The following is a 15,093-nucleotide window of genomic DNA, read 5'->3' on the forward strand; positions in this document are numbered from 1 at the left end:
CTTGAATATGTGCCTGGCATTTCCAGGTCGATGAAGAGGCTATATTGAAACATGAACCAACATTCAACTTAGAAATTTGCTTATCCGGTAAAATGCGGTTAGCCGTGACATTATGGCCACTGAATATAGCGAACATACTGAGTCTAAAGATAAACAGCCGCGCACCGCACGCGGACTGAAGACCAAACGCAAATTGCTTGATGCGGCAGCGCTGGAATTTGGCGAGAAAGGCTTTCACGAAGCCTCGATCACCGGAATCACCCAGCGGGCAGGGACCGCGCTTGGCAGTTTCTACACCTATTTTGATTCCAAGGACGAACTGTTCAGCGCGCTGGTCAAGGATATGAGCGCGCGGGTGAAGAGCCATGCCGCAGGCGCAATGACCGAGTGGCAGGATGCGCTCGAACGCGAAAAACTGGCGCTCGAGGCGTTTATGAACTTTGCCCGCGAGCATAAGGAAATCTATCGAATCATCGACGAAGCGGAATTTGTCGACCCAGGTAGCTATCGCTCGCATTATGAAGAGACCGCCAAGCGTATCTACGAACGTCTGCAAGAAGGTAGCGCCGTCGGCGATTTTCGTGATGGGATGGAAGAGGCACATGCCTGGGCGATCATGGGCATGAATGTGTTTCTGGGCCTGCGCTATGGGATCTGGAGTGAAGAAAAATCTGCGGTCCAGATAGCGGATATCGCCAACGGCATTTTGGAGAAGGGTATTGCGGTGAAGAAGGGGGCGGACTGATCCCTGCCGTTGCACGTTCGGGGACGCGTTGCCGCACTGACGTCAAAGCGAATCGCGCTGTGCTCCAAATCAGATATTGCAGAAAATCATGGCGTGCCAGTTTACCAGGGCGCCATCAGCCAGCGGCTGTTCCTCTTACGCTCTGAAGGCCGCGACTGTGTTCGTGCGCCTTCATGTCAGCAATGACCGGCAATGGCTGCGCCTCGATTTATCAGGAATGTTCAGCACTTCGGTAACGATGGCGCGTTGATGGTTCTATAATGAGCTACCGAGTGTTTCCTAAATAGGATCATCATTCAAAGTTACGACCTTTGAGCTTGCAGTGCTCTCCTCAAAATGCTCGTCAACTTGCAGAAGCCCGGCGACAACCGCACAAGCAACCATATGCGTTCGATTCTTGGCTCGAAGCTTCAGTCGGGTGTTCTCCACATGCCGGTCAACCGTACGTGGTGCGATACCAATATGCTGGGCAACTTCCTTTGTGGAAAGCCCTTGAGCAATATATTCTAATATTTCTTGTTCACGTGCCGTTAGGGTGGGGGGACTGGTCAAATATTGATGCAGCATCGACTGCTCACTTTCTCCTGTAGCCGCATAGCTCTTGCCGACGACCTCCGCCCCCCTGCTTTTTGACGTTTATATGCACTTCTGTATGCACTTCAATGCGGCCCAATGTAATTCCGTAAAATTACGGTTTGCAAGCGTGTGATGCCCAGTCAGTAAAGCCTGCTATCCTCGATTTCGATCCTGTCACTGAACTCCTCGGTTTGGATAATCCACCGGATTTGCTAACACAAAGATATCCGAATTGTTAGAGCGTTAACCGTGCGCAGCAAACGTGCTATCCCAGGCAGACCATAACCCTTTCAATATATTGAATAATTTCCAAAATCCAATTTTCGATGTGTAATTTTACTAAGTGAAAACTGACGGAGCATTTTGCTTGGTAATCGCCGCAGGTAAATCACTGGATGGATCAGACTCGACATATTGCTCTAACCAAATGACAGAAAATCAAAAAATGAGTCGCTGTTGAGGGCAATGCAATATGTGAATAAGCAGTTTGTGTTGAATATTACTTGGGTCGTGCTGATAGTCTTTAAGGGAGACGGCACGGATGCAACCGGCCATAGCCACGCCTGCGATTACGAAGGATTTTCGATCGCGACTCCTCACAACCAGCCTCCGGTTTAAAGCCGGACAAGTCATCTTCGACGAAGGGCAAAAAGCAACCCGATGGTATGAGGTCGTTCGCGGTACCGTTCGCACCTGTCGTTTTCATATCGACGGGCACCGGCATCTAACAGGCTTTTATTTTAGCGGTGACGTATTTGGGGCGGATTACGGCTATTATAGCACTGCCGCTGAAGCCGTTACTGACGTCACTGTGCGATGCTATCGTGTGGGAGACATTTCGGAAACCGGCGAGCCGAAGCCGGATCTTAGCGAAGCTGTCTCAATCCTTTTCCGGGCGATGTCCAGTGCCCAGAAATATCTGTTCATTATGGGTCACCGGACGGCGCTGGAAAAACTGGCCGCATTTCTGCTGTGTATCCACAATCAGAATAATGATGATCTCCATCTTATTCTGCCTATGTCCCGGGCCGATATAGCCGATTTTCTGGGGCTCACCATTCACACCGTGAGCAGGACCTTTACCGAACTGGCGCAAAGAGGGCTGATCAAGATTGAAGGCCGGCATTCCATTGTGATCACCGATAAAACGGGACTGTGCCGTCTCGCTGGCGAAATGGACAACTTCAAGCATCCAGGCGGCGATGAACCCATCCACCCGGCTGCCGAGTTTTGTTTCCCGAAAAACCCCAATCCAGAAACCTGATATATTTTTGATGAACCGGAAGGGAGAAATCTCATGAAGTCTATACTTGCGAGTCCATGTTCAGCCTTTGCTGCGATCGCGATTTTCTCGGTCATCGGTGGAACGGCTCACGCAACCATCGTGGCTCCGGATGACATGAAAGCGGTTATCGAAATTGTTCCCGTCCAGTCCTTTTGGGATCGGGAAGCAGCCGAACTTGACCAGTCTTTGTCAGAACTTGTTGCGACGGACGCTGACAAGCGGACTGATATCCCCGGAGCCGCGAGCGGATCGAACGCGGAAGAGATAACATCTTCGGAGGATGCAGTTGCACAGTCCACCGATGTCGGGTCTCAATTGCAGTCTATCCGACGTGAACTGGCCGATCAGAAACGCCTGATTGCGGAACAGCGGTCTCTGATTGAAGCGCAGAATGAAAAGATCCGTCAACTGGAGATGGGCAACGCGCTGGTTCAAGCGGAAGCGCCCTGGAAGCTGTCGGAAATGCGCGGCGCGGGTATGGCCCAAGGACAATCCGGATCACCGGTTTCAGCACCCTCCGGCTCAACCGAAAGTGCGGCTGACGAAGTCTCGATGCTTCCTGATGCGCCGGTCGGAGAAGCCCCTCCCGCAGCCCAGAATATCGAGCAAAAAGTGGAAGCGGTGCCGGAAGGACAAGGCGTGTTGACGCCGCGCGGGCAATTTGTTCTCGATCCGTCATTTGAATATACACGTTCCTCCACCAATCGGCTGGTCTTTCGTGGCATCGAACTCATTCCGGGCATCCAGATTGGTGCGATCGAAGCGAGTGATGCGGATCGGGACACTTTGATCGGAACATTTGCAATGCGCTACGGGCTAACCAACCGATTGGAAGTCGAAGGCCGCATCCCGCTTCTTTACCGCAAGGACCGGATCCAGGTGGTGCAGCAGCGCGAGGATCAGATTGTGAGGGAAATCGGATTGAAAGAAACCGATATCGGCGATGCCGAATTTGCCCTGCGCTATCAGCTTAACCAACCCAAGGGCCAGAATCCGATCTGGGTTGCGGGCCTGCGAGTGAAAACCGATACCGGCAAGAGCCCTTATGAAATACCGTTTGATGAATTTGGCGTTGCCACCGGTCTGGCGACAGGGTCAGGCTTTTGGGGAGTGCAGCCGAGCATGAGCTTTCTGTTGCCATCAGACCCGGTCGTTCTTTACGGCGGCCTTGGTTATTTATGGAATATCAAACGCGATGTGAACCGGGTGGTTGGTGATGTATTGATTGGCGAGGTGGACCCGGGCGATGCCATCAACGCCAATGTTGGTTTCGGTTTTGCCCTGAACCCGCGTTTTTCTTTCTCGCTCGGCTATCGCCACAATTATATATTCTCGACCAGCACAGAATTGGGTGACACGGTTCAACGGAGCAATGATATTCAGGTCGGATCCTTTAATTTCGGAATGTCATACCGTTTAAGCGAAAGACAGGCCTTGAACCTTGGGTTTGCATTTGGTGTGACGGAAGACGCTCCGGATGTTGGCATTACATTGCGGATGCCTTTCCGGTTCTAATCCTCCCGCTCAAGGGCTGGACAAAGACGCAAAGACGGCGCCGAAAGAAGGAGCTTTTCCAGTTCCGAAGTCATAAGCCGGGTCAGATTTTTCGGATGGTCATCCGCGTTTTGCTTAGCCGCCCAGCGCTCCGATCGCTGCTTGCCCGGTAATATCATCAAGCGCGCCATTCAATCTGTCGAACATCAGCTCCGAATTGAACTGCTGATATCCTGAAAGACCAATCGTGGCATTAACCTCTTGAACGCTGTTCAATCCAACGGCCGTGTTGATCAGCATATTCTGGAGACCATTTTCGGTTTCGTGGGTTAATGCCGTGCGGCCATCATTCAGCATATATACCGGTGTTTCTCCGACCTTCATGCGAATGCCGCCGTTGGAATAGATGCCGTTCTGAAGCGCGGCGGAACTCACCGGAGTGAGTCCACCCGCCGCGGTCTGTAGCGTTTCTACGCCGTCATCGGTCCAGTTCAGGACGGTTTGCAATACCAGATTGCCATCCACATAGGTCCGGATGTCGGCCCCGAAATTAATGTCCAGTCCCGACCAGACAAACCCGCCGCGCAGTTCGTTCAGTTCCTCATCTGAAACGACTACGGGCAGGCTTGTTGCCGCTGCGTTTTGCGCTTGTGCGGCAGGGGGGCTGACGAATGCGAGAAATGCGACCGACGGGGTAAGAATCTTGAGTGATGTTTTCATGGCTTTTCTCTCATCGAATAGTACCAACCCGTACGTCCAGGAGTAACTCCGGAGTGAGTTGGTATAGCGGGGGAAGGTGGGTGGTCAGATTGCCAATTTCAGCGGTCGACTCAATTTCGTCGACAGGCGCCTTGGCCCATGGGTTCCAGTCACCTGCGAGATTATAGGCAGGGCGTTTCTTTATCGGACCGTCCATTATCGCCAGAACCACGCCATTCCAGTATTTCTGAAAATCCTCGATCGGATATTTTTTGAGGCCAAGGAAGGAATCGCCGACGAGAACCTGATCTTTGGTTTGGCCTTTCACGACCACAAAATGTTTGAACCCGTCAAGATCCAGCAGAACAATCACCGGGCGTTTTATCTCGATGAGTTGGTCTGGCTCAATTTTGAACCCCTCGGCACGGTATCCGAGAGATTGCAGATAATTGCGCATGTCCAGCATCGAAAATCCGACTTTTCTGATGGTCTCCTTGTCACCCAGATCCCACATCGCCCGAAAGGGCGCTCTCTCCGAGGTCGGACGGTCATAATGATAACTCAGCAAGGTGGCTACGGCAGCCGACCCACAGCTAAAATCATAGCGCTGCCGTACCACCGAGCGAAAAGGAATGTCCCACCAGGTCATCACGCCGATCGAAAAGTCACCGCCGGCAACTTCCCGACCGAGTCGAACTTCCGCTTTTGCAGTCTCGACGGAAACAACCGCTCCGGTCAAAGCGAGCAGCCCGACCAGAAGGCCTTGTTTGCAGCGCTGCCTTAGCGAGGCATGTGATGTACCAAGAGGCATTGGAAGAACCTATTCGCTGATATTGATCGTTATGCTCATCCCGGCCTGAAGAGAGGATTGCGCACCGGTGTTGAAAACAAAGTTTCCGAGACCGTTAAAGTTGGAAAATGCGTCATCTGCCAAACTCACGTCGCCGGCGGCAAAATCGCCATGGATAGTATTTCCCGTATTTGCGGCGTTGAGCGTCTGATTGTTGATCGCGATTTGTGTTCCGCCGCGCATTTCATCCAGTTCTTCGAAGGAAAGAACCGGTGTGGAAGCTGAAACAGCAGCGTCCGCTGACGCATTTTCAGATGCGGGTGTGGAATCCGGCTCTGCGGAAACAGTTTGTGCAGAGGCTGTTTGCGTGTGGATCGCCAACGAAGCAATCATGAGAATCAGGGGTAGCTTTTTCATGGTCTAAACTCCGGTTTGGGGGGATGGAAGGGCCGATCCAATTGGAAGAACCGGCCCAACCTTTCCGGTATTTAGTCGCCGCCTGCGCCGCCACCGGCAGCCGCAGCGCCGCCATCACCGAAGTTGATGGTGCCTTGCGCAGCAATATTATTTGCAGCTTGCGTGTTGGCATTAATGCCAGTGTTATTTGCACTGTTCAGAATACCAGCAAAGGCTGCAAACGCGTTGCCACGGACGTAAATGTCGCCGCTGTTATAGCCTACCGGAGCCGGTGTGCCGTCTTCCCCGTCGAGATCGACGAGTTCATCCATCATGGAATTTGTGTTGACGGCGTTGAGCAATTGATTGGCCGTAACAGTGTTGTTGTTGCTGGCAACATCACCGACGGTGAGCGTATCATTGTCCTGTGAGTTATCTTGCGCTTGAAGATAAACATCAAGCAGGTCATTGACCACCACAGCACCATTGTCGGTGTTGTCGACGTCATTGTCCTGCCCTTGCTGGGCATAGACGGGGGCGCCAATTGCCAGAGCACATGCAGCAGCAGATGCCGCCATTAGTTTCATCGTCTTCATTTTTATTCTCCTTAAAGTCAAAGGCGTCTCCAGTTTCCAAGAGTAGTCAAGGAAGGAGATCAAGAAGCCCGTTAATTGCCGCTACAAGCGACAGAGCCTTGTTAATATGACTCGCGTTCTGACTTTTTGCGAAATGGCAAATATGCGGAGAAATATTCGTTCGACGTTGATTTTTGGGTGGGGCGCGGTGCTGCCCGGGACCCGTTCCCCGGGCACGAACCAGATGTAATGTACTGGCGGTGTTGTCGGTGTCCTTTCCGAGCAATAGGAAGCGCGTCTGTTGGGAGGACGAGAGGTAATGGTATAGAAGATATTCTGGTCGTCACATGCCATTGAAATCCCGACCGAGTATAACCGAATGACGAGTCTGTTGCGCTTTCGGACAAGATGTTTCGATGGCTCGTCGAAACGGTGCAAGGCCGCCATTAGTCATCAGAATAGATGAGATACCGGTTGAGATGATCCGCTCCGTTTCCCAGAGGATGGCTGAAATCGCCAACCTCGCAATCTTGCCTTGCTGGGAGCCAAGGCATTCGATACAGCATAGTATACTAAGTAATTGGGGGTGTGATGAGACTTGCTGGTGGCTGTCGGGATACCGCAGATAGAATGTTGATCTGGCGGTGTTTTTGGCAGTTTTCTGACGCATGACTGATCTTGCGGCATCCCTTTCGGCATTCATGGCCCGTGTTGCGGGTGTGGGAAGTCTGTCCGGTCTTCAACGCCTGTCGGGTGGAGCGAACATGGAAAGCTGGGCGTTCGACTGGGAAGGACGCGACGGATTGTGTTCTTATGTGCTGAGGCGTGCGCCATCGGCGGAATATATGGCCGACCGGCCCTTTGGCCATGTCGATGAAGCGGCATTGGTCATTGCGGCGCATAACGCCGGCGTGCAAGCACCCGAGGTGATCGGCGTGCTGGCCGACGAGGATGGCATTGGCACCGGATATATCATGCGCAGAATAGTCGCAGAGGTGAACCCGGCCAGAATATTGGCTGCACCGCCACCATCGTTGCTGAACGCCCTTGGCCGTGAGCTCGCTCATATTCATGCCATCCCTGCCGAGACAATTCCCGATGCGATCCCGCTGATGGACACGGCAGCGGCGCTCGCCGAACTCAGGGCGCGCTTCCATGATTATGGAGGCAACCGACCGATCATCGCGCTGGCAATCAAATGGTGCGAGGATCATTTGCCAACTCCGGTAAAGCCGGTGCTTGTGCATGGCGATTATCGCATGGGCAACATCATGGCGGACAATGACGGACTGGCCGGGATACTGGATTGGGAACTTGCCCATCTTGGCGATCCCCATGAAGATATTGCCTTTGGCTGCATGACTGTGTGGCGCTTTGGCGAACTGGACAAGCCAGCGTTCGGCCTCGGCAGTCTCGACAAATATTTCACGGCCTATCAGCAAGCGGGAGGCGTACCGGTCGACCGCGAACGTTTCCATTTCTGGCTAGTCTATCGCACTTTGTGGTGGGCTCTCGGATGCCTGCAGATGGGCGAGGCCTGGCGAAGCGGTGCCGATAGCACGGTTGAGCGCGTCGTGATTGGTCGCCGCACTGCCGAGCAAGAACTGGATCTGCTGATGCTGCTGGAAACGGAAGCCCCCGAGGCCGAGCGCTTGCGAACCTTGTCACCATCCCGGCCAGCCCCCGAAACACCAACGGGTGAACCGACGACATATGAGATAGTCACCGCCGTGCAGGACTGGCTGGGTGCGACCATCAAGCCGGATGCCAGTGGCCATGCCAAATTCGAGGTAGCGGTTGCCATGAACGCACTGGGCATTGCCGTCCGTGATCTTGTTGCGCCTATTTCCGCTGAAGACGCAGCGCGGGCCAACGATTTCCTGAAGGGCAGAGTATCGCTGGCCGATGCCGGCGTGTTGGCGCAGTTGCGCCGCGATGCCCTCGACAAATGTGCGGTAGACAGTCCGAAATATGCAGCGCTCCAGCGCGCGCGCAAACTGTGGCGCGGATAAAACGAGAGAGGGAAATGATGAATTTTACCATAGCGGACGACTTGCAGGCCTATCTAGATGAACTCGATGCCTTTATCGAAGCGGAGATCAGGCCGCTGGAGCAAGCCGACGACAATATCCGTTTTTTCGATCATCGCCGGGAGAATAGCCGAACCGACTGGGACAACCAGGGACTGCCGCGCGAGGACTGGGAACAACTGTTGCACGCCGCAACGAAGCGGGCCGACGCGGCGGGCCACTGGCGTTTTTCTGCCCCCAAGAAATATGGTGGCAAGGATGGTTCTAATCTGTGGATGGCGGTCATCCGGGAACATCTGACCGCCAAGGGGCTCGGGCTTCATAACGACCTCCAGAATGAGCATAGCATTGTCGGCAATTTTCCGTTTGTCGCCATGTTCGAGCAGTTTGCGACCAGCGAGGCACAGAAGCAGGAATTCATCCTCGGCGGATTTGAGGGAAGCAGGCGGACGGCTTTCGGGCTCACCGAGCCCGATCACGGTAGCGATGCGACCTTCATGGAGACGCGGGCCGTTCGGGAAACCCGTGATGGGGTTGACGGCTGGCTCGTCAACGGCGAGAAAATGTGGGCTACCGGCATGCATGTCGCGACCCATTGCGCCACCTTCTGCCGCACCAGCGGCAAGGATGGCGATGCGAAGGGCATCACTTGCCTGCTCGTTCCCAATCCGTCGCCCGGCTTTGTGATCGAGGAATATCTGTGGACCTTCAACATGCCCACCGATCACCCGAGGGTGAGCTTTACCGATGTGTGGGTGCCCGACAGTGCGCGGCTCGGACCGGTAGACGGCGGATTGTCGATCGCGCAAAGCTTTGTGCACCAGAACCGGATCCGCCAGGCGGCATCCTCTCTCGGCGCAGCTGTCTTCTGTATAGAGGAGAGCGTCAAATATGCCCGGGAGCGGAAGCCGTTCGGACAGGCGCTGGCGAAAAACCAGGCCATCCAGTTCCCGCTTGTCGAACTGTCAACGCAGACCGAAATGTTGCGTCTGCTGATCCATAAGACCGCGTGGGAGATGGACAATATGCCTCATAAAGAGGTCGAGCACCGATTATCCGACCGCGTATCAATGTGCAATTATTGGGCAAACCGATTGTGCTGCGAGGCCGCGGACCGGGCGATGCAAATTCATGGCGGGATGGGCTATTCCCGGCACAAGCCGTTCGAGCATATCTATCGGCATCACCGCCGCTACCGCATTACCGAGGGCGCTGAAGAGATCCAGATGCGCAAGATTGCGGCCTATCTGTTCGGCTATATCGGTCCACGGAAAGAGACGTCGGGCAAGCTCTGATGCAACTTTAGGTGAAATCGACGCTGACGCTGCCCATGCCATCTATATGTGCAGTGAAATTGTCACCAGGCGCCGCAGGAACCATCGGCCCGAGCGCGCCGGACAGGATGATGTCGCCTGCCTTCAGCGGATTGCCCTGTTCGATGCGGATTGAGGCCAGCCAGGCAAGGGCGTTTAGCGGATGGCCCAGACAGGCCGCGCCGTTGCCTTCAGAAACAACCGTGCCGTTCTGTTCCATGCGCATGGAACAGCCCACAAGATCGATGTCCTGGAGGTCAAGCGACCGGTTGCCGAGAATGAACATGCCAGCCGAAGCGTTGTCGGCTACGGTATCGACATAGGTGATATCCCAGTCCGCGACGCGGCTGTCGGCAATTTCCAGTGCAGGAAACACACCGGAGACTGCATCGACCAATGCGGAGGGAGTGTCGCCAACGCTTTTGATATCTCGTCCGAGGCGGAAGGCGATTTCCGCTTCGACCTTCGGCTGGAGCAGTCTGTCCGACGTTATTGTGCCATCATCACCAACCTGCATATCGGCAAAAAGCACACCGAAATCGGGCTGGTCGACCCCAAGTTGTTGCTGCACCGCTTTTGACGTCAGGCCGATCTTGGCGCCGACAATCTGGCGGCCTGTCTGCACCCAATGATCCCGGTTCAGCGCCTGGATAATATAGGCATCCTCGTTTGTCGCCTGCGGTTCGCTATCGCGCAGCGGCGCAATTGTCGGTCCATTGTAGGCATTGCGCAGATTTGCGGCATGGAATTTGTGTTCAATCATGATGTGTGATCTCGGAATAAGGGTGATGCAGTGGCTGGCCTCCGAGCGTGTGGTGGTCGGTCATATTTTTTCCGGCTGGTTATATAATTCCGTCGGACCAGGATATTCACGGCCGTCATCCGTTCCGATTTCACGATCTATCAGCGCATTGACCATCTTGTTAAGCCGCATAACGGTTGCCCGCTGTTTGGAATCCTTTGCGAGGTTGACCAGTTCGTTCGGGTCGGCATGGGTGTCATAGAGTTCAAGATCATTCAGACCGTTGAGTGTTTCCCAGTCAGTCGGCTTGTGATGGTGCGCAGGCGCAAAATATCGGGCGAATTTATAGCGTCCATCATGAACGCCGCGATGGAGCCGCCGCTTCGTCAGATCGTAGATTTTGGCAAAATCGAGTTCGGTCTGGCCGGGCATAGGCGGTCCTGCGGCCTGTTTCGGCAATGGTTCCCAATAATGCGCCACCGCATAGTTAAACAGATGTCCTTGCTTGTCGCGCGCGGTTGGCATGTTGGGCGACGAGAGCAGGTCTGATACGTCAATACCGGGCAGGCCGGGAAAGCTCGTGGATATTTCACCGGCCGACATGCCGGCGAGGCTCAGCAAGGTTGGTGCGATGTCGATCGCACCCATCAATCCTTTGGTGGTGCGCCCACCGGAGAAGTCAGGATGGGCAATAATCATCGGGATATTGGTTTCCTCCCGATACATTGTTGCGCCTTTTTGACGCATACCGTGCGCGCCCGCGCGTTCGCCATGGTCGCTGGTATAGATGATGATGGTATTATCAATCTGGCCGCTTTCCTTGAGCGCCCAGAGCAATTGAGCGAGGCGGCGATCAACGTCGCGCAAACAATTGTAATAATAGTTACGAAAGCGGCGCCACGATGCTTCATCATCATGCCGCATCTCTCCGTAGAAACGATCATTGAGCCTTACGATTGCGCGATGTGCTTCGGGTTTGGTTGATAGATCATCCTTGAAAAAGCTTTCCGGCAAGTCGAATTTATTGTCGACCTCGTAGAGAGGATCGCCCGGTTCGCGCCGCAAGGGCCCCAGAATATTGGGATGGGGTCGGCTTTCTGCCTGATGCCCCGTCGCATCATAGAACATGATGTCGTGCGGATTGACCAGGCCGACCACTTGGAACCACGGTTTCCCATCAGCCTTGTCTCGCCGTACATAATCGAAAATGCTGCGAGCCGCATCCGCCGCAACATATTTGTCGGAGCGATAGCCGTCCCATGTCAGACCGAGTTCTTCGCCGTCGAAGCCATAATCATGAAACCCGTATTTCTCCATATAATGCTCGGTGGTCGGATAGATGTCGCCGGTCACGCGCGGCCAATTGCGTTGGTGGTTGATCCGGCTGAGGTGCCACTTGCCCTTGTAGCTCGTGTAATAGCCAGCGGCCTGCATCATATGGCCCAGCGTAGGCATGTTTTCCGCTGCGACCGGATAAGGCGGTCGGTCGCTGTTCAGAAACAGCCCAGTTTGTTGAGTGTGATGCGCTTGAAAGATTGTCGAGCGCGACGGTGTGCAAGGTGTCGTGTGAACATGGTAATTTTCAACAAGCATGCCGCGTTCCATCAATTCGCGGTGCGCGGGCAGTTTTTCGAGTAATCCATCGGGATAGCTGGCGACGCTCTGTTCCTGATCCGTGACGATCATCAGGACGTTCATTTTTTTGCCGTTTTTGGCATAGGCCGGTATCGTAAGGCCGGCGGCAGCCAAAGCACCCATGCCTCCGACAAAATTCCTACGATTTATGTTCCAGCTCATACTCTCTCTCCTAACATTCGCCGGGGTAACGCCTGTGGTACAAATCTCCTGTACCACAGGCGAAAGGCGTCAGAATTTAAATGCGAAATCCACTCCAAATTCGCGCGGCGGCTGATAGAATTGCTGTATCGGAGTAGCCCCGGCAGAGATTGCTCCGGAAATCACATCCTGATCGGTCAGGTTCAAACCATAGACGGTGACCTTCCACTTGTCATCATGACCTGCGACCCCAATGCTCGCGTTCACCAAAACGACTTCATCGCGGTAATAGCCTGGATCGTTGCTCCGCCCCCAAGTGTTGAAACGCGCCGAATAGCGTGCGTCACTGTGCAGTTTGACCTGCCCGAAACTTGTTGGAATGACATAATCAGCCGACAGGCTTCCGCTCCATTTCGGTGCGTTGGCAAGCTCGAGATTCGTCGAATCCGTTGGCACCGAAAAAGTGCCGTTCGGGACGCCGTTGATGAGGATAGGAACCGCAGGTCCGCATTGGCGCGCTTCTGGCGAACCGTCGGTAAATATGCCGTCGGTGTCGGCGCAGAAATCGTTGTAGCGAGCGTGCAGATAGGCAAGGTTCGCGTTAACCGTGAAGTTGGATGTAGGGCGCAGCATCGTCTCGAACTCGAGGCCATAGATCTTTGCTGCGGCAACATTGGTCGTGATGTTTTCAGGCCGCACGACTCCCATTTTGGTAACCGATGATTGCAGGTCGCGGTAATTATTCACAAAACCAGCAACATTGAAGCGCAGCAGGCGATCAAATAAATCGGTCTTCGCACCGATTTCATATGCGGTTACGCGTTCGGGATCATAAGGCCCGACATTTTCAGGTATGGTGCCCCGCGAGTTATATCCGCCAGCTTTATAGCCTTGCGAATAATTCGCATAGACCATGATGTCTGGTGTGACCTTGTAATTGGCGGTCAGTCGCGGTGTGAACTCTGCCCATGAGGCCTCCAGACTACTCTGGAACGATGACGTTTGATTGGAATTGACTAAGACCTGTGACGCGATGTCGTATTTTTTGTGATCGTGGCTGTAGCGACCCCCGATTGATAGCGTCAAACCATCAGCGGGATGGGCGTTAACCAGCGCGAATACAGCATAGCTTTCAGTATCCTGATCCAGCTGGGCTAATGTTGTAACGGCAGGATTGGCAAATACAGTGTTGTCCTGATGCCACTTGTCTGTCTGGTAATAGAGGCCAATAACGAAATCGACCGGCTCACCATCAGGTGACACATAACGCAACTCGCCGCTTTTCGATTCACCGGAAAAATCACGGGCTACATCGAGCCCGGGTACCGGGTTGATCAGTCCGTCAAAATCACCGCGCGTGAGATAGGAAAGATGACGGTAACCCAACACCGCCGTAACGGTGCCGTAACCTACATCAAGATTTGACGTCCATGATCCACCGTAACTTTCTGTATTGGCAAATGGATCAAAGGGGATGGCCGCCTTGCGAACGTCGTTCTTTGCCGCGTCTGGCAGCAGATCCCAATTGGGATCGCCGTTGTCCACAACAAACGGCGCAGGCCCGACTGTTTTCTGCTTCAGCCAGTCCACTATGACGGTGGAATCAAATGCGCCGCCCTGGTCAAAATTAAGGGCGCCGCGAACCGATTTGACATTGGCCCCGTTTAGCCGGTTTCCGGTGATGACGTTACGGCTATATCCGTTATAATCGCGAAAATTGACCGCCACCTTGGCCGCCAGGGAATCATCAGCAAAGCGCCCACTATTCACCTTGCCCCGGAATTGCTTGAGCCCGAAGGATCCCAAGCTGACGCGCGCTTCACCGCCGAAATTATCGGTTGGCCGCGCCGAGATGACATTGATCGTTCCGGCGAGATTATTCTTGCCAAACAACACGCCTTGTGGGCCCTTGAGAACTTCAATACGTTCGACGTCAAAAAGATCGAGCATGGTGCTTGATACGAACGGGATATACACACCGTCGATGATCGTGCTGACCTTGGGGTCGGCGTTGGGATCGGGATCAGACGTACTCATTCCGCGGATAGAAATCATCGGAACGTTGGCTACGAGTCCCTCAGTCTGAAGGACTACATTGGGTGCAAGCCCATTGAGGCTGGTGATATCGGTACTTCCGCTGGCCTCGATTATTTCGGAATTGAACGCGGATATGGCGATTGGCACATCCTGCACGCTCTCTGATCGCCGCTGCGCTGTGACCACGATCTCGCCGAAGGTCGAAGTCGCCTCGGATGCCTGGTCGCTGGATGGTGTCTGGGTTTGAGCATGTGCTGGCAATGCAATCAAGGCTGCCGCAGTTGATAGTAAGATTAGTCGGGTCCTCATGATTTCCTCCTCGCTTTGGCCTATTTCGTTTTTTTTATTCACATCGGAACAATCGGGTGCCGACGTGCATCCCAAGTTTGGCCTATCAATGTCCGGAAGCGTGTCCAAAACGTAGCTGGCGCTGCTGCCAGACCAGTTTTTTGCTCTCCCGATGCGCGCTTAAACATGGACAAATAATACTTCAAGTACTAAGTATAGTCGAATTTGAAACCAAATTGTCATTTTTTTCCATACCGTTGGCTCAAGTGATTAGAAAGCGAAGGTTTTTTGGATGCCAGCGCTCTGGCGTGACAATCTATAAAAAAGGATTTCGATTTGCGAAAATG

At 53.8% G+C, this 15,093-nt stretch carries 13 protein-coding genes; 5 read left to right on the forward strand and 8 right to left on the reverse strand.

The genetic code is table 11. From position 1 onward, the window contains the following. Nucleotides 1–112: 112 nt before the first annotated feature. The gene (locus ACN0VD_RS03020) at nt 113–745 is read left to right on the forward strand and encodes a TetR/AcrR family transcriptional regulator (protein WP_417591465.1); all 633 of its coding nucleotides are present in this window, start codon (nt 113–115) and stop codon (nt 743–745) included. A gap of 279 nt (nt 746–1,024) precedes the next feature. Here the strand turns inward: ACN0VD_RS03020 and ACN0VD_RS03025 are convergent, their stop codons facing one another. Then, a complete protein-coding gene (locus ACN0VD_RS03025; protein ID WP_417591467.1) occupies nt 1,025–1,312 on the reverse strand; it encodes a helix-turn-helix domain-containing protein in 288 nt (95 codons plus the stop codon). 550 nt (nt 1,313–1,862) lie between these two features. On the opposite strand from ACN0VD_RS03025, the gene ACN0VD_RS03030 reads away from it, so the two are divergent. Next, nucleotides 1,863–2,585 carry a helix-turn-helix domain-containing protein gene (locus tag ACN0VD_RS03030; protein ID WP_417591469.1) on the forward strand — a complete coding sequence of 241 codons (723 nt, stop codon included), beginning with the start codon at nt 1,863–1,865 and terminating at the stop codon, nt 2,583–2,585. Nucleotides 2,586–2,618: 33 nt separating this feature from the next. Next, a complete protein-coding gene (locus ACN0VD_RS03035; RefSeq protein WP_417591471.1) occupies nt 2,619–4,121 on the forward strand; it encodes a transporter in 1,503 nt (500 codons plus the stop codon). Between the two features lie 114 nt (nt 4,122–4,235). Here the strand turns inward: ACN0VD_RS03035 and ACN0VD_RS03040 are convergent, their stop codons facing one another. The 4 genes from ACN0VD_RS03040 to ACN0VD_RS03055 all read right to left on the reverse strand — a co-directional run bounded on the left by ACN0VD_RS03040 (nt 4,236) and on the right by ACN0VD_RS03055 (nt 6,581). Next, nucleotides 4,236–4,820: a hypothetical protein gene (locus tag ACN0VD_RS03040; protein WP_417591473.1), complete on the reverse strand. Its 585-nt coding sequence runs from the start codon at nt 4,818–4,820 to the stop codon at nt 4,236–4,238. A 10-nt stretch (nt 4,821–4,830) separates the two neighbouring features. Further along, nucleotides 4,831–5,610, reverse strand: coding sequence for a C39 family peptidase (locus ACN0VD_RS03045; RefSeq protein ID WP_417591475.1), 780 nt, complete (start codon nt 5,608–5,610; stop codon nt 4,831–4,833). Between the two features lie 9 nt (nt 5,611–5,619). Continuing rightward, nucleotides 5,620–6,006: a hypothetical protein gene (locus tag ACN0VD_RS03050; protein WP_417591477.1), complete on the reverse strand. Its 387-nt coding sequence runs from the start codon at nt 6,004–6,006 to the stop codon at nt 5,620–5,622. A 71-nt stretch (nt 6,007–6,077) separates the two neighbouring features. Continuing rightward, nucleotides 6,078–6,581 (reverse strand): hypothetical protein, encoded by a 504-nt coding sequence (locus ACN0VD_RS03055; RefSeq protein ID WP_417591479.1) that lies wholly within the window; start codon nt 6,579–6,581, stop codon nt 6,078–6,080. 647 nt (nt 6,582–7,228) lie between these two features. Between ACN0VD_RS03055 and ACN0VD_RS03060 the strand changes: the two genes are divergently transcribed. Together ACN0VD_RS03060 and ACN0VD_RS03065 are read left to right on the forward strand one after the other, a co-directional pair. After that, on the forward strand, nt 7,229–8,572 hold the full coding sequence (locus ACN0VD_RS03060; protein ID WP_417591481.1) for a phosphotransferase: 1,344 nt from the start codon (nt 7,229–7,231) through the stop codon (nt 8,570–8,572). 17 nt (nt 8,573–8,589) lie between these two features. Then, nucleotides 8,590–9,885, forward strand: a complete 1,296-nt coding sequence (locus ACN0VD_RS03065) for an acyl-CoA dehydrogenase family protein (RefSeq protein WP_417591609.1) — start codon at nt 8,590–8,592, stop codon at nt 9,883–9,885. Nucleotides 9,886–9,892: 7 nt separating this feature from the next. Here ACN0VD_RS03065 and ACN0VD_RS03070 read toward each other — a convergent pair whose 3' ends face one another. The 3 genes from ACN0VD_RS03070 to ACN0VD_RS03080 form a co-directional block, all read right to left on the reverse strand. Next, complete coding sequence (locus ACN0VD_RS03070) at nt 9,893–10,666, reverse strand: 2-keto-4-pentenoate hydratase (RefSeq protein ID WP_417591483.1); 774 nt, start codon at nt 10,664–10,666, stop codon at nt 9,893–9,895. Between the two features lie 60 nt (nt 10,667–10,726). After that, nucleotides 10,727–12,442 (reverse strand): sulfatase-like hydrolase/transferase, encoded by a 1,716-nt coding sequence (locus tag ACN0VD_RS03075; protein ID WP_417591485.1) that lies wholly within the window; start codon nt 12,440–12,442, stop codon nt 10,727–10,729. A gap of 69 nt (nt 12,443–12,511) precedes the next feature. After that, entirely contained in the window at nt 12,512–14,767 is a 2,256-nt protein-coding gene (locus ACN0VD_RS03080; RefSeq protein ID WP_417591487.1) for a TonB-dependent receptor, read from the reverse strand. Between the last annotated feature and the right edge of the window lie 326 nt (nt 14,768–15,093).

Source organism: Parasphingorhabdus sp. (genome assembly GCF_048267785.1).
GTDB lineage: Bacteria > Pseudomonadota > Alphaproteobacteria > Sphingomonadales > Sphingomonadaceae > Parasphingorhabdus.